The organism is Achromobacter sp. FW305-C-30-7, from assembly GCF_058783105.1.
Map to the genome: position 1 here is coordinate 185,460 of NZ_JBYSYI010000002.1, position 22,267 is coordinate 207,726.

29 protein-coding genes and 1 tRNA gene are annotated in these 22,267 nt (G+C 65.1%); 12 read left to right on the forward strand and 18 right to left on the reverse strand.

Features of this window, described 5'->3' with window-relative positions; translation table 11 throughout:
• Positions 1-184: 184 nt before the first annotated feature.
• Positions 185-1,846: an MFS transporter gene (locus tag AC3WOB_RS07815; RefSeq protein WP_041652979.1), complete on the forward strand. Its 1,662-nt coding sequence runs from the start codon at positions 185-187 to the stop codon at positions 1,844-1,846.
• Positions 1,847-2,272: 426 nt separating this feature from the next.
• On the opposite strand, the gene AC3WOB_RS07820 is transcribed toward AC3WOB_RS07815, so the two are convergent.
• Positions 2,273-2,482, reverse strand: a complete 210-nt coding sequence (locus AC3WOB_RS07820; protein ID WP_013392532.1) for a hypothetical protein — start codon at positions 2,480-2,482, stop codon at positions 2,273-2,275.
• 148 nt (positions 2,483-2,630) lie between these two features.
• Between AC3WOB_RS07820 and AC3WOB_RS07825 the strand changes: the two genes are divergently transcribed.
• Positions 2,631-3,530 carry a recombination-associated protein RdgC gene (locus AC3WOB_RS07825; RefSeq protein WP_054451049.1) on the forward strand — a complete coding sequence of 300 codons (900 nt, stop codon included), beginning with the start codon at positions 2,631-2,633 and terminating at the stop codon, positions 3,528-3,530.
• 75 nt (positions 3,531-3,605) lie between these two features.
• On the opposite strand, the gene AC3WOB_RS07830 is transcribed toward AC3WOB_RS07825, so the two are convergent.
• The 5 genes from AC3WOB_RS07830 to AC3WOB_RS07850 all read right to left on the reverse strand — a co-directional run bounded on the left by AC3WOB_RS07830 (position 3,606) and on the right by AC3WOB_RS07850 (position 7,696).
• On the reverse strand, positions 3,606-5,042 hold the full coding sequence (locus AC3WOB_RS07830) for a diguanylate cyclase (protein ID WP_492274691.1): 1,437 nt from the start codon (positions 5,040-5,042) through the stop codon (positions 3,606-3,608).
• A 142-nt stretch (positions 5,043-5,184) separates the two neighbouring features.
• Complete coding sequence (locus tag AC3WOB_RS07835; protein WP_013392529.1) at positions 5,185-6,477, reverse strand: aspartate carbamoyltransferase; 1,293 nt, start codon at positions 6,475-6,477, stop codon at positions 5,185-5,187.
• 97 nt (positions 6,478-6,574) lie between these two features.
• Complete coding sequence (locus AC3WOB_RS07840; protein ID WP_013392528.1) at positions 6,575-6,988, reverse strand: hypothetical protein; 414 nt, start codon at positions 6,986-6,988, stop codon at positions 6,575-6,577.
• A 3-nt stretch (positions 6,989-6,991) separates the two neighbouring features.
• Positions 6,992-7,423, reverse strand: coding sequence for a BPTD_2524 family lipoprotein (locus tag AC3WOB_RS07845; RefSeq protein ID WP_013392527.1), 432 nt, complete (start codon positions 7,421-7,423; stop codon positions 6,992-6,994).
• A gap of 141 nt (positions 7,424-7,564) precedes the next feature.
• Positions 7,565-7,696, reverse strand: coding sequence for an entericidin A/B family lipoprotein (locus AC3WOB_RS07850; RefSeq protein WP_042792633.1), 132 nt, complete (start codon positions 7,694-7,696; stop codon positions 7,565-7,567).
• Between the two features lie 180 nt (positions 7,697-7,876).
• Between AC3WOB_RS07850 and AC3WOB_RS07855 the strand changes: the two genes are divergently transcribed.
• Both AC3WOB_RS07855 and AC3WOB_RS07860 read left to right on the forward strand, forming a co-directional pair.
• The gene (locus tag AC3WOB_RS07855) at positions 7,877-8,236 is read left to right on the forward strand and encodes a hypothetical protein (RefSeq protein WP_013392525.1); all 360 of its coding nucleotides are present in this window, start codon (positions 7,877-7,879) and stop codon (positions 8,234-8,236) included.
• A gap of 66 nt (positions 8,237-8,302) precedes the next feature.
• Complete coding sequence (locus AC3WOB_RS07860; RefSeq protein ID WP_013392524.1) at positions 8,303-8,710, forward strand: hypothetical protein; 408 nt, start codon at positions 8,303-8,305, stop codon at positions 8,708-8,710.
• Positions 8,711-8,722: 12 nt separating this feature from the next.
• Here the strand turns inward: AC3WOB_RS07860 and AC3WOB_RS07865 are convergent, their stop codons facing one another.
• Positions 8,723-9,994: a TIGR03862 family flavoprotein gene (locus AC3WOB_RS07865; RefSeq protein ID WP_492274692.1), complete on the reverse strand. Its 1,272-nt coding sequence runs from the start codon at positions 9,992-9,994 to the stop codon at positions 8,723-8,725.
• A 286-nt stretch (positions 9,995-10,280) separates the two neighbouring features.
• A complete protein-coding gene (locus AC3WOB_RS07870) occupies positions 10,281-10,625 on the reverse strand; it encodes a hypothetical protein (protein WP_492274693.1) in 345 nt (114 codons plus the stop codon).
• 107 nt (positions 10,626-10,732) lie between these two features.
• On the opposite strand from AC3WOB_RS07870, the gene AC3WOB_RS07875 reads away from it, so the two are divergent.
• Positions 10,733-10,873 carry a hypothetical protein gene (locus AC3WOB_RS07875; protein ID WP_492274694.1) on the forward strand — a complete coding sequence of 47 codons (141 nt, stop codon included), beginning with the start codon at positions 10,733-10,735 and terminating at the stop codon, positions 10,871-10,873.
• Between the two features lie 3 nt (positions 10,874-10,876).
• Here the strand turns inward: AC3WOB_RS07875 and AC3WOB_RS07880 are convergent.
• A tRNA-Met gene (locus AC3WOB_RS07880) sits at positions 10,877-10,953 on the reverse strand.
• Between the two features lie 20 nt (positions 10,954-10,973).
• Positions 10,974-11,279, reverse strand: coding sequence for a hypothetical protein (locus AC3WOB_RS07885; protein WP_492274695.1), 306 nt, complete (start codon positions 11,277-11,279; stop codon positions 10,974-10,976).
• 244 nt (positions 11,280-11,523) lie between these two features.
• On the opposite strand from AC3WOB_RS07885, the gene AC3WOB_RS07890 reads away from it, so the two are divergent.
• On the forward strand, positions 11,524-12,963 hold the full coding sequence (locus AC3WOB_RS07890; RefSeq protein ID WP_013392520.1) for an aminotransferase-like domain-containing protein: 1,440 nt from the start codon (positions 11,524-11,526) through the stop codon (positions 12,961-12,963).
• Entirely contained in the window at positions 12,960-13,523 is a 564-nt protein-coding gene (locus AC3WOB_RS07895; protein ID WP_013392519.1) for a DedA family protein, read from the forward strand. Before AC3WOB_RS07890 ends, AC3WOB_RS07895 begins: the two co-directional genes overlap by 4 nt.
• A 10-nt stretch (positions 13,524-13,533) precedes the next feature.
• On the opposite strand, the gene AC3WOB_RS07900 is transcribed toward AC3WOB_RS07895, so the two are convergent.
• Together AC3WOB_RS07900 and AC3WOB_RS07905 are read right to left on the reverse strand one after the other, a co-directional pair.
• A complete protein-coding gene (locus AC3WOB_RS07900; RefSeq protein ID WP_207466165.1) occupies positions 13,534-13,806 on the reverse strand; it encodes a hypothetical protein in 273 nt (90 codons plus the stop codon).
• 200 nt (positions 13,807-14,006) lie between these two features.
• Entirely contained in the window at positions 14,007-14,252 is a 246-nt protein-coding gene (locus tag AC3WOB_RS07905; protein ID WP_013392517.1) for a hypothetical protein, read from the reverse strand.
• A gap of 179 nt (positions 14,253-14,431) precedes the next feature.
• Here AC3WOB_RS07905 and AC3WOB_RS07910 point away from each other — a divergent pair, with 179 nt between their 5' ends.
• From AC3WOB_RS07910 to AC3WOB_RS07930, 5 genes are all read left to right on the forward strand, one after another.
• Positions 14,432-15,037 carry a hypothetical protein gene (locus AC3WOB_RS07910; protein ID WP_492274696.1) on the forward strand — a complete coding sequence of 202 codons (606 nt, stop codon included), beginning with the start codon at positions 14,432-14,434 and terminating at the stop codon, positions 15,035-15,037.
• 105 nt (positions 15,038-15,142) lie between these two features.
• The gene (locus tag AC3WOB_RS07915) at positions 15,143-15,601 is read left to right on the forward strand and encodes an Lrp/AsnC family transcriptional regulator (protein WP_013392515.1); all 459 of its coding nucleotides are present in this window, start codon (positions 15,143-15,145) and stop codon (positions 15,599-15,601) included.
• A 42-nt stretch (positions 15,602-15,643) separates the two neighbouring features.
• On the forward strand, positions 15,644-15,952 hold the full coding sequence (locus tag AC3WOB_RS07920) for a hypothetical protein (RefSeq protein WP_013392514.1): 309 nt from the start codon (positions 15,644-15,646) through the stop codon (positions 15,950-15,952).
• A 62-nt stretch (positions 15,953-16,014) separates the two neighbouring features.
• Complete coding sequence (pdxA, locus tag AC3WOB_RS07925) at positions 16,015-16,995, forward strand: 4-hydroxythreonine-4-phosphate dehydrogenase PdxA (RefSeq protein WP_492274697.1); 981 nt, start codon at positions 16,015-16,017, stop codon at positions 16,993-16,995.
• 135 nt (positions 16,996-17,130) lie between these two features.
• On the forward strand, positions 17,131-18,108 hold the full coding sequence (locus AC3WOB_RS07930) for a bile acid:sodium symporter family protein (protein WP_013392512.1): 978 nt from the start codon (positions 17,131-17,133) through the stop codon (positions 18,106-18,108).
• Between the two features lie 67 nt (positions 18,109-18,175).
• Here AC3WOB_RS07930 and AC3WOB_RS07935 read toward each other — a convergent pair whose 3' ends face one another.
• From AC3WOB_RS07935 to rpsF, 6 genes are all read right to left on the reverse strand, one after another.
• The gene (locus AC3WOB_RS07935; protein WP_013392511.1) at positions 18,176-19,558 is read right to left on the reverse strand and encodes a replicative DNA helicase; all 1,383 of its coding nucleotides are present in this window, start codon (positions 19,556-19,558) and stop codon (positions 18,176-18,178) included.
• Positions 19,555-20,394: a BUD32 family EKC/KEOPS complex subunit gene (locus AC3WOB_RS07940; RefSeq protein WP_492274698.1), complete on the reverse strand. Its 840-nt coding sequence runs from the start codon at positions 20,392-20,394 to the stop codon at positions 19,555-19,557. Before AC3WOB_RS07940 ends, AC3WOB_RS07935 begins: the two co-directional genes overlap by 4 nt.
• Before the next feature lie 127 nt (positions 20,395-20,521).
• The gene (gene rplI / locus AC3WOB_RS07945; protein ID WP_492274699.1) at positions 20,522-20,977 is read right to left on the reverse strand and encodes a 50S ribosomal protein L9; all 456 of its coding nucleotides are present in this window, start codon (positions 20,975-20,977) and stop codon (positions 20,522-20,524) included.
• Between the two features lie 14 nt (positions 20,978-20,991).
• Positions 20,992-21,264 (reverse strand): 30S ribosomal protein S18, encoded by a 273-nt coding sequence (gene rpsR / locus AC3WOB_RS07950; protein WP_006218308.1) that lies wholly within the window; start codon positions 21,262-21,264, stop codon positions 20,992-20,994.
• Between the two features lie 110 nt (positions 21,265-21,374).
• Positions 21,375-21,698 (reverse strand): primosomal replication protein N, encoded by a 324-nt coding sequence (gene priB, locus AC3WOB_RS07955; protein ID WP_013392508.1) that lies wholly within the window; start codon positions 21,696-21,698, stop codon positions 21,375-21,377.
• Between the two features lie 51 nt (positions 21,699-21,749).
• Positions 21,750-22,127: a 30S ribosomal protein S6 gene (gene rpsF, locus AC3WOB_RS07960; RefSeq protein ID WP_013392507.1), complete on the reverse strand. Its 378-nt coding sequence runs from the start codon at positions 22,125-22,127 to the stop codon at positions 21,750-21,752.
• Between the last annotated feature and the right edge of the window lie 140 nt (positions 22,128-22,267).

Consider the following 22,267-nt stretch of genomic DNA (forward strand, 5'->3'; position numbering starts at 1 on the left):
CGCCCCAGGGGACAGTTACTTGTTGTTTCAATTTTAAGACTCAAGTAAGGATCTCGTCAGAACCTCGTCAGCCTCGCCCCCCAATGTTGCGTATAGCTCAATGTCGGTCTCGCCGGCTGCGGGCGGAGCACGGCGGACAACCGCCGGCCATAAAAACCGAGGAGACATCATGAGCACAACAACCATGGCAGGCCGCGGTCCATCCGCGGATCCGCGCCCGATGACCAAGGATGAGCGCCGCGTCATCTTTGCGTCGTCGCTGGGCACGGTTTTCGAGTGGTACGACTTTTACCTCTACGGCTCGCTCGCAGCCATCATCGCGCAACACTTCTTCTCGGGCGTGAACCCCACCGCGGGCTTCATCTTCGCCCTGCTGGCGTTCGCCGCCGGTTTCGCCGTGCGGCCGTTCGGCGCGCTGGTGTTCGGCCGCCTGGGCGACCTGGTCGGACGTAAATACACCTTCCTGGTCACTATCGTGATCATGGGCCTGTCCACGTTCCTCGTGGGCGTGCTGCCCAGCTACGCCAGCATCGGCCTGGCCGCTCCCGCCATCCTGATCGTGCTGCGCCTGCTGCAAGGCCTGGCGCTGGGCGGCGAGTACGGCGGCGCCGCGACCTACGTCGCGGAACACGCGCCGCATGGCCGTCGCGGCTTCTACACGTCTTGGATCCAGACCACCGCGACCCTGGGCCTGTTCCTGTCGCTGCTGGTCATCCTCGGCATCCGCACGTTCATGGGCGAAGACGAATTCAAGGCCTGGGGCTGGCGCATTCCGTTCCTGATCTCAGTCGTGCTGCTGGGCATCTCGGTGTGGATCCGCCTGCAACTGAGCGAATCGCCGACCTTCAAGCGCATGAAGGAAGAAGGCAAGGGTTCCAAGGCGCCGATCGCTGAATCGTTCGGCCAATGGAAGAACCTGAAGGTCGTGATCCTGGCGCTGCTGGGCCTGACCGCCGGCCAGGCCGTGGTCTGGTACACGGGCCAGTTCTACGCCCTGTTCTTCCTGACGCAGACGCTGAAGGTCGACGCCAATACCGCCAACATCATGATCGCCATCGCGCTCCTGATCGGCACCCCGTTCTTCGTGGTCTTCGGCGCGCTGTCCGACAAGATCGGCCGCAAGCCCATCATCATGGCAGGCTGCCTGATCGCCGCGATCACCTACTTCCCGATCTTCCAGGGCATCACGCACTTCGCCAATCCGGCGCTGGAAAAGGCTCAGGCCACGGCCCCGGTCACCGTGATCGCGGACCCGGCCACCTGCTCGTTCCAGTTCAATCCGGTGGGCACCTCGTCGTTCACCAGCTCTTGCGACGTGGTCAAGTCGTTCATGGCCCGCAACTCGGTGAACTACAAGAACGAAGCAGCGCCGGCCGGCTCGGTCGCCAAGGTCAAGATCGGCAACGACGAGTTCGCCTCGTTCGACGGCAAGACCATGGCCCCGGCGGACTTCAAGGCCAAGGCCGCCGAACTGGACAAGTCGCTGACCACCGCCATCCGCAGCCACGGCTATCCCGCCAAGGCTGACCCGGCGCAAAGCAACAACGTCATGGTCGTGGTGCTGCTGACCATCCTGGTGCTCTACGTGACCATGGTGTACGGCCCGATCGCCGCCATGCTGGTGGAAATGTTCCCGACCCGCATCCGCTACACGTCGATGAGCCTGCCCTACCACATCGGCAACGGCTGGTTCGGCGGCTTCCTGCCCCCGGTCGCCTTCGCCGTGGTTGCCGCAACCGGCAACATCTACGACGGCTTGTGGTATCCGATCATCATTGCAGTCATGACCCTGGTCATCGGCACGCTGTTCGTGCGCGAATCCAAGGACAACGACATCAACGCATAAACGGCCATCCCCCGCCGGACGGGACTGCTGCGCCCGCCCGGCCTTTCAAAAGCTCCTTATGGAGCTTTTTTTTTGCCTCCGTTCAGGCCACCCCTTTCCGCTGCGCCCTGGCGAAAAAGAGATCCGCACTTTCAGGACCATGTCAGACCCGCGCCATTAGACTGAGCGCTCAGATTACGGCCTTGCGCCAGATCGACCGACGATTGATCCCCCTGTCGGACGATTGCAGGGCCAGTGTTCTGACACCGATACCGCGTTCCCCGCGAGCCTTTTATGACGCGGTATTGCGTGCTCCCGTACCGGCCCGGCCCTCAATGAGCCGGGCCGCTTTTTTTTGTGCTGGCGCACGCAAGGCACGCAAAAATGGCGACCGCGCGGCGGTCGCCATTGTCGGATACTGCAAGCGGCGGCCTGGGCCGCCGGCGATCAGCGGCGCATGCCCACGCCGATCGCCAGCACGCCGGCCACAATGGCCGCGATGCCGGCCCAGGCCGGGATCGCCACGGACTTCTCGGTCTCGGCGGTAGCCTTGACCGAACCGATCTGCAGCACGGTCTCCTCGGATTTGTAATTGAAGCCCTTGTAGGCCAGGGCGGCGATGCCCAGGACGATCAAAATGGCGCCGATGATCTTCATTTTTTCTCTCCAGTTCGACTTGCTGCGCGGACATTAGCGCATAGGCCCGCGGCTGTCAGTGACAGAAGGTGTCGCATCACGCTGCGGTATTGCCGCACTTCGGCAAAGCGCCCGCGTCGTATAGAATCAACCCTTTTGGCCGACGCTCATGTGGTTCAAGAATCTCAAGATTTATCGCCTCTCCTCGCCGTGGACGCTGGTCGGCGACCAGCTTGAAGAAACGCTCGCGCGGCATGCCTACCAAAGCGGCAACAACCTCGAAATGCAAAGCCTGGGCTGGGTGCCGCCGCGCGAAAACGGCGGCCTGGCCCATGTGGTCAATGGCCAGATCCTGCTGAGCCTGCGCGCCGAGAAAAAGCTCCTGCCGGGTACGGTCGTCAACCAGGTCGCCAAGGCCCGCGCCCAGGAAATCGAAGAGCAGCAAGGCTACAAGCCGGGCCGCAAGCAAATGAAGGAAATCAAGGAACGCGTCACCGACGAGCTCCTGCCGCGCGCCTTCAGTGTGTACCGCGACACCCGCGTCTGGATCGACCCGCAGAACCATTGGCTGGTCATCGATGCGGCCGCCTCGGCCAAGGCCGACGAAGTCATCGGCCTCCTGGCCAAGTGCGTGGACCCCTTCCCGCTCGAGAACCTGTATGTAGCCCAGTCCCCGGCTTCAGCCATGACCGGCTGGCTGGCCGAGGACGAGGCTCCGGCCAACTTCTCCATCGACCAGGACACCGAACTGCGTTCCTCGGGCGAAAGCGGCGCGGCCATACGCTACGTCAAGCATTCGATCGACGCCGACGACGTGCGCCGCCATATCCAGTCGGGCAAGCAGTGCACCCGCCTGGCCATGACCTGGGCCGACCGCATTTCTTTCGTCCTGACAGAAGGCCTGGACGTCAAGCGCGTCGCGCCCCTGGACGTGCTGAAGGAAGGCAATGAAGGCGTGGCCGCCAACGACGACGAGAAGTTCGATTCCGACATGATGCTGATGACGGGCGAACTGGCCAAGATGATGGCCGAGCTGGTCGACGCGCTGGGCGGCGAAAAGAAGGTGTAAGCCGCGGGCGCCAACGCGCCTGCAAGCTGGGCCGCCCTTCGCAGGGCGGCCTTTTTCATGTCTGCAAGACTGGCCTCAGGCCGCCACGGCGCGGTCGCGGCCGGCCTGTTTGGCCTGGTAGAGCGCCTGGTCGGCGCGGTCGATCAGATAGGCGTAGTCCGGATGGCCGTCGAACGTCGCCACGCCGATGCTGGCCGTGATGTGCAGCGGGCCGGCCTCGGGAATATTGAAGACATGGCGGCGGATCTCCGCGCCCAGCTTCTCGGCCGCGGCCAGCGCGGCCTCGCGCGGCGCGTCGACCAGCACCACCAGGAATTCCTCGCCGCCGTAGCGGAACACGAAATCGCTGGAGCGGCACGCCTGATGCAGGACCTCGGCGAACTGGCGCAGCACCTGATCGCCCCCGGAGTGGCCGTGCTGGTCGTTGATGGCCTTGAAGTGGTCGATATCCAGCAACAGGACCGAGAATTCGCTGCGCTGGCGCCGCGCAATCGATATCTCGCGCCCGATCACCGAGGGCAGGAAGCGCCGGTTCAGCACATTGGTCAGCGGGTCGCTACCGCTCTCTATCTCCGCCACCATATCGAACAGGCCGTTGAGCAGGTGCTTGATGCGCGCCACCAGCTCCTGCAATTCGCGCACGTGGTCGGGCATGGTCCCGGCCTGCCCCAGTTCCTCGCCTCGCATCAATTGAGGCAACACCACGCCGTCCAGCTGCGCGACGGCGTCCGTGATCTGCTGCAGGCCAGGCGCGCTTTCGAACATCGCCCCGCCCTTGTGCTGCAACCACAACCCGAATTCCGAGGCCGCCAGCCGCGGCAGGCTTTGTCCCGGCGCGCGGTAGTGCAGGCCGATCAGCACCGCCTGGCTCCATTCCAGCAAGGCGGCGCGCTGCCGCTCGCGTTCCGTGGAGATGTTCTGGCCCAGCGCGAAGAGCCGGTAGGCCTCGTCGTTGCGGGCGCCGCGACTGATGTCGCGCATGAAGGCGCGGCTCATCTGCTCGACCGCCAGGTCGAACAGATTGCACACGTACTGGGTGGCCACGGACGCGGCCATGCCGTCCAGGTCGCTGACGCGCAGGCGCAGGGCAATCTCGTTTTTCAGGATGCGGGCGCCGGCCATCACCAGATGGATGGGGATATGGACGCGGGCATGCACCTCGCCCACCTTTTTCTGCGTGGCCATCAGGGAGGCGATGTCGCCCTGGTCGCGCACGCACAGCAGCCCCTTGAGCCAGCGCGTCATGCCCGCATGCAGGCGGCTCGACACGATTTCATGGGACAGCCGCGGGCCGGCCTCGGCGTCGGCCAGCAGGGTGGAATAAAAGGCGTCGACCAGTTCTGAGAGGCTGTCGCCCACCACCGCGGCGACTTGCCCGCGCGTATAGGCGTCAACCGACTGGTAGACCGCAATCCAGGCCTGCTCATTGGACGCGCTCAGGTAGCACGCCTGATCGGATGCGCCAGCGTGCCGGTCGGGAATTGGCGGGACGCCAAGACTGCTTGAAGACATATAGATAATCCGCCCGAAGGCTCCACGGCGTGTCCGGAAACGACACGCGACAGAAAAAACCAGCGCGGATTATGCTTGAAAACCCCGGGCCGAGACCGTCCGGCGGCCTGGGCCTAGGGATATTCGGCCCGGCGCCCGGCGCTTATTCGAGTCCGTGGAAGGACGAATCGTCCGGCCCGATATGGGACGGATGCTGCCAGGTCACATCGCGCAGGGAGTGCTGGACCAGGCCCTCGACGCCCAGCAACACCGCGAAGATCGCCATGCGGATGGGGATGCCGTTGTCGGTCTGGCGGAAGATCGCCAGGCGCGGGTCGTGGTTCAGGTCCACGCTCAGGTCGTTGGCGCCGGGACGGCTGTCGCGCGGCAGCGGGTGCATCACGATGGTGTCCGGACCGCAGTAGGCGTCGATGATGGCGCGGCTGATCTGGAAGTCCGGGGTGTAGCCTTCGTTTTCTTCGTTGGCGAAGCGCTCTTTCTGCACGCGCGTCGCGTAGATCACGTCGGCGCCGGCCAGGCCCTCGGCCAGCGAGCTCTTCTGCTCGATGACGTTGCCGTTGCGGCTGGCCTGCTCGATGATGTAGGACGGCATTTCCAGGCCCTTGGGCGACACCAGCGAGAACTTCACGTTCTTGTACAGCGCCATCAGCTTGATGAGCGAGTGCACGGTGCGGCCGTACTTCAGGTCGCCGACCATGGCGATATGCGCGCCGTCCAGCAGTTTGCCCAGGCGCGAGAACTCCGTCAGGATCGTGTACAGGTCCAGCAGGGCCTGGCTGGGGTGCTCGCCCGGGCCGTCGCCGCCGTTGACCACGGGAATGTTGGTGGCGCGGGCGAACTCCGCGACCGAACCCTGGTCCGGATGGCGGATGACCATGGCATCCACGTAACCGCTCATGACGCGGCTGGTGTCGTAGATCGATTCGCCCTTGGCCATGGACGAGAACGTGAAGCCGGTGGTGTCGCAGACCGAGCCGCCCAGGCGGCAGAACGCCGAGCCGAAGCTGACGCGGGTGCGGGTGCTGGCCTCGAAGAACAGGTTGCCCAGCACCGCGCCTTCCAGCACGCGGGACACCTTCTGGCGGCGGGCGATGGGCTGCATCATGTCGGCCACGCGGAACAGATCCTCCACCGATTCGCGGGTGAATTGATCCACCGACAGCAACTGATGCTTGCCCTCCACCGCGATACGGTCACGCAAAGGACCTTCTTGTACGCTTTGCGTATATTTTTCCAGCAAGACGCCGTTCTGGACGATTTCACTGACGAAGCGCTGCACCACTTCCGGCATCGCACGGAATTCCTGCGAGCCCTCGGGCAGCAACCAGGTATCGAGCGCGCGGCGCTTGACGCCGATGCGGGTCGCGAACACGTCGCGAGTGAGATTCAGGCGCCGCATGGCGTCGCGCAGGAAGGCTTGCTGGGAGATGGTCATGACGGGCCCCGAACAGGAGATTTATATACGCTGTGCGCATATTATTCTCAACACAAATCCAAGTCCAACGTTTTTGCGCACACGGGTTTACCCGCAACTACCGCCTTGCATAGGCTGTGGTGGTCTGGGGCGCATCCGTGATTGCCTGCGCAGCCGCCAGCCAGCAGGCGGCGCAGAAGGCAAGCGCGCTGATCAGGTAGCAAAGCATGGCCAGAATCTGCGCGGGCCAGTGGGCGCGCGTCAGATGGCCAGTGTAGCCCTGGCGCAACAGGCTGACCTGCGCCAGGTAGGCGAACAATATTCCCAGGCAGGCAGCCAGCAGGCCGCCCAGCAACAACGCCAGCGGCAGCTGCAGATCCGGCGCGGCGATGTCGCCCCCCACCACGCCCAGCGAAAAGCCCGTCAGGACCAGCGCCGCGCCGCCATTGAGCCAGCCCAGGAAGCGGAACGCCCCCGCCAACAGCGAGAATGACAGGCCGCTGGCGCGGATCTGCTGGGCGCGGGCGTCCATCGATCAGCCTTCGCCGCCCTTGCGGCAGACCGGCGTGGCGCTCTGGATCGAAGCGCGGGCGGCGGCGATTTCGGCCGCATCCCAACGGCCTTCGCCCAGCACCGTGATGCTTACCTTGGACGTCGAGGGACTGGCGCTTTCGACAGTCATCAATTCCAGCACCTTGGCGGGTTCCGTCACCTTATAGAGCTGCACCTCGTCGGGCGCGCCCTTCTCGCCTTTCACGTGGCGCCAGGCATAGGCCACGTTGTAGGCGTGCTGCACATTCACGTGGCAGGTACGCACATACTCGCCCGCGCGGCGGAAAGCCGCTTCGTAGTGGGTATTGACGGTGAAGGTCTCCGTCACCACGGCATCGGACTCGTAGACCCCTTTGCTCGCGCAGCCGGCCAACAGGGCCGCAAACGCCATTCCCACCCACAAAGACTTGCGCATGACACTTCCCACGATCGAATTCAACTTCCCGAATTATGCCAGGAGGGGGGGCCGCGATCCGGCAACAAAAAAGCCGCGAGAGGGATGCATGGGCATGTCTCGCGGCTTCCGGGCCGGAATTGCGGCGCGGAGAACGAAGGCCTATTTGGTGGCGGCGCCCTCGATCTTCTCGCCGCCCCGCTGAATGTCCTTGCCTGCCCCGGCTACGGTGTTGCATCCCGCCGAGAGGGCAGCGATCGAAAGCAACATGACGAGAAAGACTTTGTTCTTCATGGACATCTCCTGTCTGGGCTTGGAAAGTGAAGCCAGCATACCCCAAAGACCCTCATTTGGGCATCGGCCGGACACGGGCTCCGCAGCCGCTGCCGGCCGCATCGGCGCGAGATCAAACACTATTCGAAAGGCTTGCGTTCGCCTGTCGCGCAATTGCCGCCAATCGATTAGGATTCGCAAATGACCAAGAAACACGCATCGCAGAACGCCGGTTCCGCCCACCAGGGCTGGGGCTGGGAACAACCCCAATGCCGCGGACAAGCGGCATTGGCGCTCTTCATCGACGATCTCCACCGAATTTTGCAGGCGCATACCGCCGGCAAGCTGGCTGAAAGCAGCACGCTGGCCGATGCGCAGCAAAACGTGAATGAATTGCTGGCCCGCTACAACGAAATAGGCGCCGCGCCGGATATTTTTCTCGGCCAATCGGTCGAACTCAAAGAGGGCGTGGACCGCGACGGGGTGTCCCATACGGTACCCATTTTTTCGGCCCGCCTGAAACAATCCCTGGTGTCGATGCTGGGCCAAGGTCCAGCCTGAAACACCGCCCGGCTTGCCAGCAGGTTCGGGGCCATAAACAGAACAGTTACCGCAGGAGACCGCACAATGAAGAATACCGACAACGTCGTAGAGTTCCTGCGCTTGCTGTCGCTGGATGTCTCCCTGGGAGCCGCCGCCCAGCACGCCGCCGCCCAGGCGGATGCGCCCCTAGCCCTGGCCCGCCTGGCCACCGCCCACGGCCTGCCCTGCAACGCGTCGGACTGGTCTGCCTTTGCCCGCAGTTGCCTGGACAGTTCTGAACTGGTCGATCAAGACGCCATTCCCGCGGAAGCCACCATCTGGCAGTTGGTGCAGGATCCCGCGCACGGCACCGAAATCCCGGCCAGTGCGATTACCCGCGTCATCGGCATCGTTACGCAACCCGAAGGCGGCGCACCGGTGGTGGGGCATGTCGTCGGCGACCTGGCGCCGCGCGCACCGCTGGGCCTGGCGCCCTACTCCTCGGGCTCCTGAAACCCCGCGGCCTCAGGCTTGCGGCGGCACCCGTCCGCCCGACCGAAGGAATTCCATCACTCCGGCAGCGGCGATCACGCCGCTCGCCATGCATGCCGTCAACAGGTAGCCGCCAGTCGGCGCCTCCCAATCCAGCATTTCCCCGGCGCAGAACACGCCAGGAATATCGCGCAGCATCAGGCTGGAATCCAGCGAGTCGAACGACACGCCGCCCGCCGTGCTGATGGCTTCGTCCATCGGCCGCGCGCGCAGCAGGCGCAGCGGCAAGGCCTTGATGCGCAGGCCCAAACGTTCGGCATCGCGGAAGTCTTCCGCCGAAGCGCATTCGCGCAGCAGCCCCGCCTTGACCCCGGTCAGCCCCAGCCGGCTCTGCAGATGGCTGGACATGGAACGCGAGCCTCGAGGGTGCGTCACCGCTGCCATCACCTTTTCCTGGGACCAATCCGGAGCCAGATCCAGCAGGGCGATGGCATGCCCCTGGACGTCGATCCGGTCGCGCAGCGGCGCCGATAAGGCATACACCAGGCTGCCTTCCACGCCAGTTTCCGACACGACGAACTCGCCTTGCCTGGCGGGCGTCTTGCCGGCCACGGTCTCGCAAGCCATGGCCACGGATTTCACGGGCTGCCCGGCATAGCGCTCGCGGAAGTGATCTGACCATGCCACGTCGAAGCCGCAATTGGCCGGACGCAGCGGCGCGACCGCGACGCCATGCGCCTGCAGGCCGCCGATCCAGGCGCCGTCCGACCCCAGCTTGGCCCAACTGCCGCCTCCCAACGCCAGCACCACGGCATCTGCTGCGTAGTCCTGCTCGCCCTCGGGCGTCTGGAAGCGCAAGGCGGCCGCGGCGGGCCGCGAATCGGCCGGCCACCCCAGCCAGCGGTGGCGCATGTGCAAGCGCACCCCGCTGGCGCGCAGCCTGGCCAGCCAGGCCCGCAACAGGGGCGCCGCTTTCATCTCCTGGGGAAACACGCGGCCGGACGAGCCCACGAAGGTCTGGATGCCCAGACCGTGCGTCCACTCGCGCAAGCCGTCCGCGTCCAGCGCCTGCAGCCAGGGCACCACGCGGGCGGCGCGATCGCCATAGCGCGCCAGGAACGGCGCGGCCGGCTCGCTATGGGTCAGGTTCAAGCCGCCCCGCCCCGCCATCAGGAACTTGCGGCCAACCGATGGCATCGCATCGAATACATCCACCTCCAGCCCCTGAGCACTCAGACGCTCGGCCGCCATCAAGCCGGCGGGACCGCCACCTATCACGGCGACGCGTGCGACGGCCGGACTCATGGCGCCGGCGCCTTCAGGCCGCAGGAATGGATAGGCGTAGCACTAGGCATGGGGAACGAACCGGGAGGAAATGGCAAATCAGGCGCGGGCGCGCCAGAAAGGGAAAAGATTGTCGCATAGCCACCGCGCGCGGCTGGCGGGAAGCAATAAACGCCCCGTTGGGGCGTTTATTGAGCGGCGCTACCAAGTCATTGTTATGACAGGGAAAACCCGAAATACGCAGAGGCTATCCCAAGGCTTGTCCACAGTAGCTGTGGGTAATTCAGCCCGGGCATGCGCCGCCGAATCAAGCGTGGCCCGCGGCCTGCATCGGGCCGGACCAGGGTTCGGCGTCCATCTGGAAACGCAGTTCCTGGTATTCGCCATCCACCGAGACGGAAGACAGCAGGCCGGCATCCAGCGCCTGTCCGAGCGCACGGCGGCACAGGGTTTCGGGATCGTCCGGCAAGGACTGGAACACCCCGTCCGGTATGCGCAGGCGTAGCATCGCCTGGGGATCGCCGCGGTCCGCGGGACGGCCGATATGGATATGGGCAGGATAGCCGTGGGGGCACCAGATGCCCACGTGGTATTTGCCGTCAGCGCCAGTATCGGCGACATAGCCAGGATGATCGTATTTTGCTGTTCCCATGGACCCTCCTCGAGTGCGGCAACCTAGCGCGCGTGACCCATGGTAGCGCAGGGTTGGCGGCCTGTGCGGCCGCGAACACCAGGGAAAGTCCGGACTGGAACAAAGGTTTGACGCAGAGCAAGCGGCTCAGGGAATCCTGCCGCGACGGCGAAAAAAAAAGCCGCGATGAAAATCGCGGCTTTCTTCTGCAAGGGCCTATCCGTCGCAGCATTTTTGCCATGCTGCCGGAACGGGCCGGTCCTGCTTGAAACTGGTTGCGGGGGCAGGATTTGAACCTACGACCTTCGGGTTATGAGCCCGACGAGCTGCCAGACTGCTCCACCCCGCGTCTGATGTGTGAATCATACATCATTTTGAAATCTTGTGCAGCGCACCCAGCCGATTTTTTCGGTTTTTAAGCAGTTCCCGCTGAAAAAAAGCGGCGGCGGCCCGAAAAAAACGCTGCGCATAGCCCAGACTGTCCAGGCAGATCAGCTCCGCCGGGCCGATGGCCGTGACTTGCGCCACGCCACCGTAGCCCAGGCCGTGCCCCTCCCCCGCATTGATACGCACGGATACCGCGCCAGGCAGTCCGCCCGCGGCTTCCGGGCCGTTGACCGGCTCCTCGACCCGCACGCTGCCGCTGACGCACACAAGCGTGGCGCCGGCGCGCAAGACCAGTTTCCGGCTGGCGCCGGCGGCAAGTTCCAGGCGGCGGGCCTGGGCATCGGGGGGGTAAGTCGCAATCATCGTCGTCTCCTGTCGGACAACTACAGGCTACGCTCGCCCTGCTATGCGCAACAGTCACAATCCCAGGGTTTCTGTACCGATGCAGATCCTCGATTTTCACGCTGTTATGGTGTACTTTGCATGAATCTGTGCCTACCCTCATTCCAACCTCGGGGAGCATGATCGGCGCATGGACCCGCAACCGCTATACCTACGCCTGGCCAACCATTACCGGCGCGCCATCCAGACGGGCGTGCTGGCGCCGGCCCAGCGCATGCCCTCGGTCCGCACCCTGGTGCGCACCCATCACGTCAGCCTGTCGACGGCGCTGCAGGCCTGCCGCCAGCTGGAAGACGACGGCCTGATCGAAGCGCGCCCCCGCTCGGGCTACTTCGTGCTCAAGCCACGGCGCAACAGCATCCCGCCCGTCGACGAACCCGACATCCGCCAGACGCTCGGCGCCGCGCAGTACGTGGGCATCCACGACCGGGTCTCGGACTTCGTGGCCAAGTGCGAAGCGCATCCGGTCAGCGCCAACTTCGCCCTGGCCGCCGCCGTGCCCGAGGCCTACCCCCTGGAGGAACTGAAGCAGGCCATGATGCGCGCGCTGCGCCAATCGCCCGAGGTGCTGGTGAGCCCGGTGCCGCCGCAAGGGCATCCAGACCTGCGCGCCGTGCTGGCCCGCCGGGCGCTGGCCAATGGCATCAATGCGACGCCCGACGACGTCATCGTCACGCATGGCTGCATCGAGGCGCTGAACCTGGCGCTGCGCGCAGTGGCCCGGCCCGGCGACACGATCGCGGTCGAATCGCCGGCCTACTTCGGCCTGCTGCAAATCCTGGAAAGCCTGGGCATGCGGGCGCTGGAGATTCCCACCAGCCCGCAGCACGGCCTGTCGATCGAAGCGCTGGACCTGGCGTTCCAGACCCATGGCAATATCCGCGCCGTGGTGGTGGTGCCCAATTTCCAGAACCCGCTGGGCTGCGTCATGCCGGACGCGGAAAAAGCGCGGCTCGTCGCCCTGTGCGAGCGCCAGCAAGTGCCGCTGATCGAGGACGACACGTACGGCGCGCTGACCGACGACGACACGCCGCTGGCCGCAGCCAAGTCGTGGGACGCGACCGGCAACGTGATCTATTGCTCGTCCATGCACAAGACGCTGGCGCCGGGCATGCGCCTGGGCTGGCTGCTGGGCGGCCGCTGGAAAACCCGCATCGCCATGCTGAAGTTCGCCCAGAGCCGCCCCAACGAACCACTGGCGCAGATCGCCGTGGCCGAATTCATGGGCTCGCGCGCCTACGACCGGCACCTGTCGCGCCTGCGCCGGCACCTGAAGATGCAGCGCGACCAGACCGCCGAGACCATTGCCGCGCACTTTCCTCCCGGCACCCGCCTGAGCATGCCGCAGGGCGGCATGCTGCTATGGGTGGAAATGCCCGACGGCCGCCTGGGCATGGAGGTATTCGAAGCTGCCCTGCGCCAAGGCATACGGGTAGCGCCCGGCGCCATGTTCTCCAACGGCGCGCGCTACAACCACTTCCTGCGTATCAGTTGCGGGCAACGCACCACGCCCGAGATCACCAGCGCCCTGCAGACCTTGGCGCGCATCGTGGCCGAGCGGCCCAGATGAATCCGGCCCTGCATCAGTTCATCGTCGACTATGGCCTGTGGGCCGTGTTCGGCGGCACGCTGCTCGAAGGCGAAAGCGTGGTCGTGTTCGCCGGCTTCCTGGCGCACCAGCATCTGCTGCACCTGCCCTACGTAATGCTGTGCGCCTTCGCCGGTTCGTTCCTCGCCGATCAGGCGTTGTTCTTCCTGGGCCGCCGCTATCGCGATCATCGCTATGTCCGGCGGGTCCGCGAGAAACCCGCTTTCGAAAAGGCCTTGGCGGCGGTGGACCGCTATCCGCACGGCTTCATCCTGAGCCTGCGCTTTCTGTACGGCTTGCGCACGGTGGGACCGGTGGCGCTGGGCGTATCGAACGTGCCGCCGCTGCGCTTCCTGGTGCTCAACGCCATCGCCGCCGCCATCTGGGCGATGTGCTTCAGCGCCTTGGGCTACCTGTTCGGACAGACCATCGAATCGATGCTGGGACGCCTGCATGGCGTCGAGACCAAGCTGGCCGTGGCCATCGCGATCGGCGCCGCCATCTGGCTGGCTTATCACCTGCTGGGCAGGCGCCGTAAATAATAAAGCGGCCTTAGACCACCAGCTTGCCGCTGGCCCGCAGCACATAGCGGCGCCGCGCATTGCGGTACCAGCGGCCCACCAGGGGCAGGCGCGCCAGGCGGCGCAGGATGGGATGGCGCTGGTCGAAGTCGTGCCAGGCCTTGAAGCCATGCCCCATCCGCTCCCAGCTCTGGCGCGCCTCGGGGGAGAGTTTGCCGGGGTCGAACGCCGCCAGCTTTGCTGCTTCCGAGACGCGCACCGCGATCGATCCGCCCCGGCATTCCAATGAATACTGATTCCGCATGGGGCCGCATATTACCCGGCTTGCATGACCTGCGCCGCGCCGCCCAAAGCGCCGCCAGCGAGCGCAATTGGAGCCCGCTTTGAGCGCCTCATGCAAGCCTTTGTAATTAAAGGAAATTGGACATCTATGCCCGCACTATCCCAAGGCTTGTCCACAGAAGTTGTGGGTAACTCCCGCAACTGCCGGCGCCATCGGGGCGGCTATTTCAGGGCGCCCAGGACCATGTCGCGCACACTCTCGAAACCGGCCACGTACTGCGGATTCTCGGAGCGGGCCAGCAAGCTGGAATAGTTCTGTTCGAGCTGGGCCTCGATGGCCTCGCGCAGGCCGGGCGAAGCCTTGGCCAGATGCAGCATCGACAGCAGGGTCGAATTCAGCGCGTCGATGCGGCCGCCTTGGTGCGAAATGGTATGCACGATGACGGCGATTTGTTCCTGGATGTCCATTTGAAAGCCTCCTGGCATTGAAGTCGGCGCAAATCCTAGCACGGCGCCCCGCTCGCCCAAGCTAGGCAAGCCCTGCATGCCGCGCTAGCATGAAGCGTAGCCGCATAGGCACGGCGGCGCACGTCACCGGTTGCGTCTCCCGGGCTGCGGCCCCGCGCTCCGGTGCAACCGGAGGCCCCATGAAGACGATCCAGAACTACGTTGCGCCGGACGCCCAATCCATGCGGCGCCTGCAGGACCGGCTGGACTACAGCGACGCGCGCATGGCGGAGCTGGCCGGACTGGACGCGGCCATTCCCTGGCACAGCTATATCGGCGGCGCCGAGCCGCGCTCGCTGGGCCGCCAGCGCCTCTTCTACGTGGCGGCCCGCCTCACGCTGGATGAAGCGCAGTGGCAGCGCGTGCTGGCCGCCATGCACGAACTGGGCGCGCGCTTCGACTATGAAGATTTGCGTCAGCCCGACGCGCTGGCCACGCCCGAACCCATGGCGGACGAAGAGCGCAAGTTCGGGATGCTGCTGGTCAGCCGCAACGGATCCTTCCACGAAATGGAGCAACTGCGCGAGTTCGCGCATTTTGCGCACGAGGCCGACGTCAGCCGCTATGTGCATTCGGCCTTCTACGACAGCGACATCGATCTGTGCCGCTTCAGCTTCGCCGACCACGACGGCCTGGACGGCGCCAGCCGCGACCGCATCTTCGATGCCGCGCGCAAGACCATCACGCGCTTCGAGTTCGACGGCCGCATCTATCAGGGCGGCATTCCGCCCGAATCCGACGGCTAGCGTCCAACCCGCTGCAACGCGCGCGCCGCCGCGCATTGACGCGGGCTGCCCCGCGCCTGTACCGTCGGCACTCGCGCCCTCTCGCTCCACGCTGCCCATCACCGTATGAACGAACGACTCGACGCCATCGACCGGCAACTGCTCAGCCTGCTGCAAGCCAATGCGCGCGAACCCGCGGCCATCCTGGCGCGCAAGCTCGGCCTGGCCCGCACCACCGTGGTGGCACGCATCGCCCGGCTCGAGCGCGAACATATCGTGGCGGGTTATGGCGTGCGGCTGGGGCGGCTGCTGGAAGAAGCGGCGGTGCGGGCCTATTGCTCCATCAGCGTGCTGCCCAAGACGACCGCCGCCGTGATCCGCGAACTGGAGAGAATGCCCGAGGTCGAAGAGGTCTCGTCGGTCAGCGGCCCCTACGACTACCTTATCTTCCTGCGCTGCGAAACCCACGAACAGCTGGACGAACTGCTGGACCGCATCGGCTTGATCGACGGGGTCAAGCAGACCCAGACCTCCATCGTCCTGAGCCGCAAGCTCGACCGCCGCAGCGCCGTGGCCGCGCCCTGAAATGATGGTGTAATTGGGGGAATCGCCATTTCAGGACGCCTCATGTTTGCACGCCTTGCCCCCGCCGCCGTATTGCTCGCCCTGCTGAGCGCCTGTTCCAGCATGAGCGAGGTCACGTCCGTCGGCAAGGACACCTACAGCGTCACCCACAGCTCCGGCTCGCAGATGATGACCTGGGTGGAAATCAAGAACCAGGCCCTGCTGCGCGCCGAACAGTATTGCCAGTCCATCGACCGCAAGCTGGTCAAGCCCAAGATCACGTCCAACCACGCGACCGGCCTGGGTCCCAAGCGCGCCACCGTGACCTTCGAATGCGGCGTCATCGAACCGCCCAAGAATCCCTCGAAGTAAGGCGGCTGCCCGCCTGCCATCGGGTGTAGCATGATCCGCAACACAACCTCAGTTCCAGCACCGTGAAGACCTCCCTGCCCGTCGGCATCACCATGGGCGATGCCGCCGGCATCGGCCCCGAAATCGTCGTCAAGGCATACGCGCAAGGCCTGAATGCGCCTTGCGTGGTGTATGGCGACGCGGGCGCGCTGCGCCGCGCCGCCGCCCAGTTGGGCGCCAGGCTGGAGATCGTCGAGGTCGCGGACGTGGGCCAGGCAGCGCCGGGCGCGGACCATATCAACGTCATCGCCCGCGGCCCCACCCTGCCCGTCGACCTGCCGCTGGGGCAGATCAGCGCTGCCGCCGGACGCGGCGCCTACGATTACGTCTGCGCCGCCATCGACGACGCGCAGGCCGGACGCATCCGCGCCATCGTCACCGCGCCGCTGAACAAGAAATCCATGCACGCCGCCGGCATCGACTATCCCGGCCACACCGAGATCCTGGCGGAGCGTTCAGGCACGCGCGACTTCGCGATGATGCTGGCCAACGACGAGCTGCGCGTGCTGCTGGTGACCATACACGTGGCGCTGGCCGACGTGATCGCGCGCATCACGCCGCAAGCCGAACTGACCTCGATGAAACTGGCCGACCAGGCCTGCCGCCAGATGGGCATAGCCCAGCCGCGCGTCGCGGTCGCGGGCCTGAACCCGCATGCGGGCGAAGGCGGCAAGTTCGGCCGCGAGGACCTCGACATCATCGAACCCGCGATCGCCGCCGCCCGCGCGCAAGGCATCGACGCCAGCGGCCCCTGGCCCGGCGACACGATCTTCATGCGCGCCCGGCGCGGCGAATTCGATATCGTGGTGGCGCAGTACCATGACCAAGGCCTCATTCCGGTCAAGTACCTGGGCCTGGACCATGGCGTGAATGTGACGGTGGGCCTGCCTTTCGTGCGCACCAGCGTCGACCACGGCACCGCCTTCGACATCGCGGGCAAGGGCCTGGCCGACCACGCCTCGCTGGTCGCCGCCTTCGACCTGGCGCTGGCCATGACGCCCTGAGCGCTGCGCCGCGGCCCTGCTGCGGCCCCGCAGCGCTGACAACTGGCTGTCAGGAAGCAAGGCGTCCCCGGGACTACAATACGCCCCGTTTACGGCGCCTGCGGCGCTTTCCGTCCGCCCTCCCTCCCCTCCTCCATGTCACGCCTTGCCCGCCTTCTTCCCGACCGCTTCACCCTCTACCTGATCTGCACCGTCATCATCGCCAGCATCGTGCCCGCGCACGGGCAAGGCGTGGTGGTGTTCGGCTGGATCACCAACATCGCGGTCGGCCTGCTGTTCTTCCTGCACGGCGCGCGCCTGTCGCGTGAAGCCATCATCGCCGGCCTCACGCACTGGAAGCTGCACCTCACGATCTTCTCCGCGACCTTCCTGATGTTCCCCTTGCTGGGCCTGGCGCTCAAGCCGGTACTGGAGCCGCTGGTCACGCCGGAACTCTATCTGGGCATCCTGTTCCTGTGCTGCCTGCCCGCCACGGTGCAGTCGGCCATCGCCTTCACCTCGATGGCGCGCGGCAACGTGCCGGCCGCCGTGTGCAGCGCTTCCGCCTCCAGCCTGCTCGGCATCTTCCTCACCCCGCTGCTGGTGGGCACGGTGGTGGCCAACGCGGGCAGCGCGCCGATTTCGTTCGACGCGGTCGGCAAGATCATGCTGCAGCTGCTGCTGCCCTTCGTGCTGGGCCAATTCGCCCGCCGCTGGATCGGCGCCTGGGTGCACAAGCGTAAGGCCATGCTGAAGTTCGTCGATCAGGGTTCGATCCTGCTGGTGGTCTACACGGCTTTTTCGGAAGCCATCAACGAAGGCCTGTGGAGTTCGACCCCGATCCCCGCGCTGGCCGGCCTGGTGGTGGCTTGCGCCGTCATCCTGGCGCTGGCGCTGGGCCTGTCGGCGCTGGCGGGCCGGGTCTTCGGCTTCAATGTGGAAGACCGCATCACGTTGCTGTTCTGCGGCTCGAAGAAAAGCCTGGCCAGCGGCATTCCGATGGCGCAGGTGCTGTTCGCCGGCCACGCCGTCGGCGCCATCGTGCTGCCGCTGATGCTGTTCCACCAGATCCAGCTGATGGTGTGCGGCGTGCTGGCCGCGCGCTTCGGCAAACGCCCCGAGGCTGAGGCCTGAAGCGGCTGCCTGCCTGCAATGAAAAACCGCGCCGAGGCGCGGTTTTTTCTTGGGCCGGAACCACCGCTCAGTACATGTCGCGCGGCTGCGCGCCGGAGAAGTTCAGGAAGCGCGTACTGGAACCCTGGAAGGTCAGGCGCACGGTGCCGATGGGACCGTTACGCTGCTTGCCGATGATGATCTCGGCGGTGCCCTTGTCCGGCGAGTCGGGGTTGTAGACCTCGTCGCGGTAGATGAACAGGATCACGTCGGCGTCCTGTTCGATGGCGCCGGATTCGCGCAGATCGCTCATCACGGGACGCTTGTTGGGGCGCTGTTCCAGGCTTCGGTTCAACTGCGACAGCGCGATCAGCGGGCAGTTGAGCTCCTTGGCCAGGCCCTTGAGCGAGCGGCTGATTTCCGACACTTCGGTGGCCCGGTTTTCGCCCGAGCCGTTGCCCGACATAAGCTGCAGGTAGTCGATGATGATCAGGCCCAGCTGGCCGCACTGCCGCGCCAGGCGGCGCGTGCGCGCGCGCACTTCCATCGGGCTGAGCGCGGGCGTTTCGTCGATGTAGACCTGAGCATCCTGCATCAGCTGCACCGCGTGCGTCACGCGCGGCCAGTCGTCGGCGATCAGCTTGCCGGTACGCATGCGGTGCTGGTCCAGCAGCCCCACCGAACCCAGCATACGCATCGCCAATTGCACGGCGCCCATTTCCATGGAAAACACCGCCACCGGCAAGCCCTGCTCGATAGCCACGTGTTCGCCGATGTTCATGGAGAACGAGGTCTTGCCCATGGACGGGCGGCCGGCCACGATGATCAGGTCGCCGCCCTGCATGCCGGACGTCATCTTGTCCAGGTCGGTGAAACCGGTAGGCACGCCGGTCACGTCGGAACTGCCTTCGCGGTGATAGAGCTCGTCGATGCGCTCGACCACCTGCGTGAGCAGGGGCTGGATCTCCTGGAAGCCGGCGGCGCCGCGCGCGCCTTCCTGGGCGATCTTGAACACCTTGGACTCGGCCTCGTCCAGCAACTGGCGGGCTTCCTTGCCCTGCGGATTCAGGGCGGCCGAGGAAATCTCGTCGGCGATCGTCACCAGCTTGCGCAACATGGCGCGCTCGCGCACGATTTCGCCGTAGCGCCGGATGTTGGCGGCGGACGGCGTGTTGTGCGCCAGGGCGTTCAGGTAGGCCAGGCCGCCGGCGTCTTCGGCCTTGCCCGCGCTGATCAGGGACTCGTTGACCGTGATCACGTCGGCCGGACGCGCCAGCCCGATGAGACGGGCGATGTGGTGCCAGATCAGGCGATGGTCGTGGCGATAGAAGTCTTCTTCCACCAGCACGTCGGCGATGCGGTCCCAGGCTGAGTTGTCCAGCAGCAGGCCGCCCAGGACCGACTGTTCAGCCTCGATGGAATGGGGAGGAACGCGCAGGTACTCGAGCTGGGAATCGGCGGGTGTATTCATGACTTCAATAGTAACGGCTGCAGGATATCCGCAACGCGGAAGAATCCCTGGATATCGCGTGAGGGCAGGCGGCCCAGCACCACGCGCAAGGGCGCCGCAATGGCGCAGAGCACACGCGCCAGGCGTGTCAGGCGGGCGCGGACCTCGGCATCGGGGTTGCTCTCGAAATAGACTTCGAGCGCCAGTTTACCCAGCGTGCGGGCCACATCGTCCGGCAATTTACGCAAAGACACCAGAGAGGCCAGCATCTGGAACAGGTCATAGGCCTGGGCCAGCGGGCGCGACAGGGTCGAACCGATGTTCTCTTCGAAATCGATGCGCCACAGTTCGCCGTCCTGCAAGGTGATATTGCGGATCTGCGCGCCGCCATGCCACATGCCGCGGGCATGGAAGGCGGCCAGATCGGCCGCGGCGGCACGCGCCAACCACAGCCGGGACGTCGTGTCCTCGTTGCGGATCAGGTCAGCCAGGTCTTCGCCCACATATTCCAGCACCAGCAGGCCCTGCTCTTGCCACCAGACCTCGGGCACGCGGCAGCCTGCCTTCAACAACTGCGCCAGGCGTTGCGACTCGTGCGCCAGGCCATTGCGCAGCAGCACGCCCGGCCGCGGGAATTCACCCAGGAATATCTTGCAAACCACGCCCAGGAACAGGGCGCGCACATAGCGCAGCGCATAACTCACGCCCTGCGCGATGCTGGGTCGGCGGCGTTTGATGATGCAGCGCACGCCCTCTATCGTCACATCCCGCACCGACGGTTCACGCGACGCATCCACGCTATCCAGCCAGGCTCGCAAGCCAGGAGGCGCGTTGTGGTGAACGGGGGGCTGAGTCAAGACGTCCTCTGAGGAATGCGGCGCGAGGCCTGGATCGTGGAGTCCGAAGCCTACACGCAATCGGCGCGGGGCAAAAAAGAAAAAAAGCCGGCACGCGGGCCGGCTTCTTTTTACTGCGGGTACCGGCTTAGGACAGTTCGCCTTCGACCAGGACCGTCACGTCGACCAGCACGTCGGCGTGCAGGGCAACCTGGATCGGGAACTCGCCGACCGCCTTCAGTTGGCCGTTGGGCAGGCGCACTTGCGCCTTTTCGACGGCTTCGAAGCCAGCCTTCTTCAGGCCTTCGGCGATGTCGGCGTTGGTGACCGAGCCGAACAGACGGCCGTCGACGCCAGCCTTCTGGGCAACCTTCAGCAGGAAGCCGGCGAGACGCTCGCCCAGAGCCTGGGCAGCGGCCAGCTTTTCAGCCTGGGCCTTTTCCAGTTCGGCGCGGCGCGCTTCGAATTCCTTCAGGGCGGCGTCGGTTGCGCGACGGGCCTTGCGCTGGGGGATCAGGAAGTTGCGGGCGTAGCCATCACGCACGCGGACGACTTCACCGAGGTTACCCAGGTTGACGACTTTTTCGAGCAGAATAACTTGCATTTCAGTGCCCCGGATTAGTTGTGGTTGTCGGTGTAAGGCAACAGGGCCAGGAAGCGCGCGCGCTTGATGGCGGTGTCCAGCTGGCGCTGGTAGATTGCCTTGGTGCCGGTCAGGCGAGCCGGGATGATCTTGCCGTTTTCTTGCACGAAGTCGCGCAGGGTGTCCAGATCCTTGTAGTCGATCTCTTCCACGCCGGCAGCGGTGAAGCGGCAGAACTTACGACGCTTGAAAAGCGGGTTCTGCTGCGTGAATTTGCGTTTTTCCTTGCGTTTTCCGAAGAAAGCCATGATATGTGCCTCTTTGTTTGAGGGGGCCGGGTTTTACCCAAAACGGGCCCAAACCCCCATAACCTATCCGTATTCAGAAGGCGCTCATCGCGCCTCTTGCCCAATTCCCTTCAAGCCACCAGCGGATCGCGTCCTGCGCTGCCGCTGATCCTGCGTGCCTGCTGCAAATGCAGCTTGACCTTCACCGAGTCCTTGCGGGTGGGGGCCAGAAAGCCCTGCACCAGCAATTCAGACCCTAGCGCGGTGTCCTTCAACAGCAACGCCAGATCGCCCAGTGCCACGGCCGCGATAGTCAATTCGACGCGGCGCGGGTGGCCTGCTTCGACGACTTCCGACTCGTGCGCCAGCACCATTTCCAGTGCGGGCAATCCGGCGGGAGTGTGGCGCAAAGGCTCGCATTCGAGAACGCGGGCGCTGAGTTCCAGCTTGTTCATCCTGCCAGGCACCGAGGGGACTTCATGGGATGAGCTCTGCGTGAGCCCTGCTTACTCGGCCTGAGCCGGCGCTGCTGCTTCAGCCGAAGCCTTGCGGGCTTCTTCGCGTTCGACCGACTTCATCATGATCGAGGGCGTGGCTTGAGCCTTCTTGGTCTTGATGACCAGGTGGCGCAGAACGGCGTCGTTGTAGCGGAACGAGTGTTCCAGCTCATCCAGCGTGGCTTGGCCGCACTCGATGTTCAGGCAGACGTAGTGAGCCTTGACGAGCTTCTGGATCGGGTAGGCCAGTTGACGGCGACCCCAGTCTTCCAGGCGGTGAACCGAGCCGCCTTGGCCCGTGACCAGCGCTTGGTAACGCTCGACCATGGCGGGCACTTGCTCGCTTTGGTCGGGGTGAACGATAAACACCACTTCGTAGTGACGCATGAGTAAAACTCCTTGAGGATGTCTCGCTGGCCGACCGTCTTACACCCGCCGCTTTCCATCAGGGGTGGATTTGCATCATGGACAGTGGCCCGCAAGGGGCAGCCCGCTACCCAAAAACCATGGGCGGTCGAGCAAGAAAG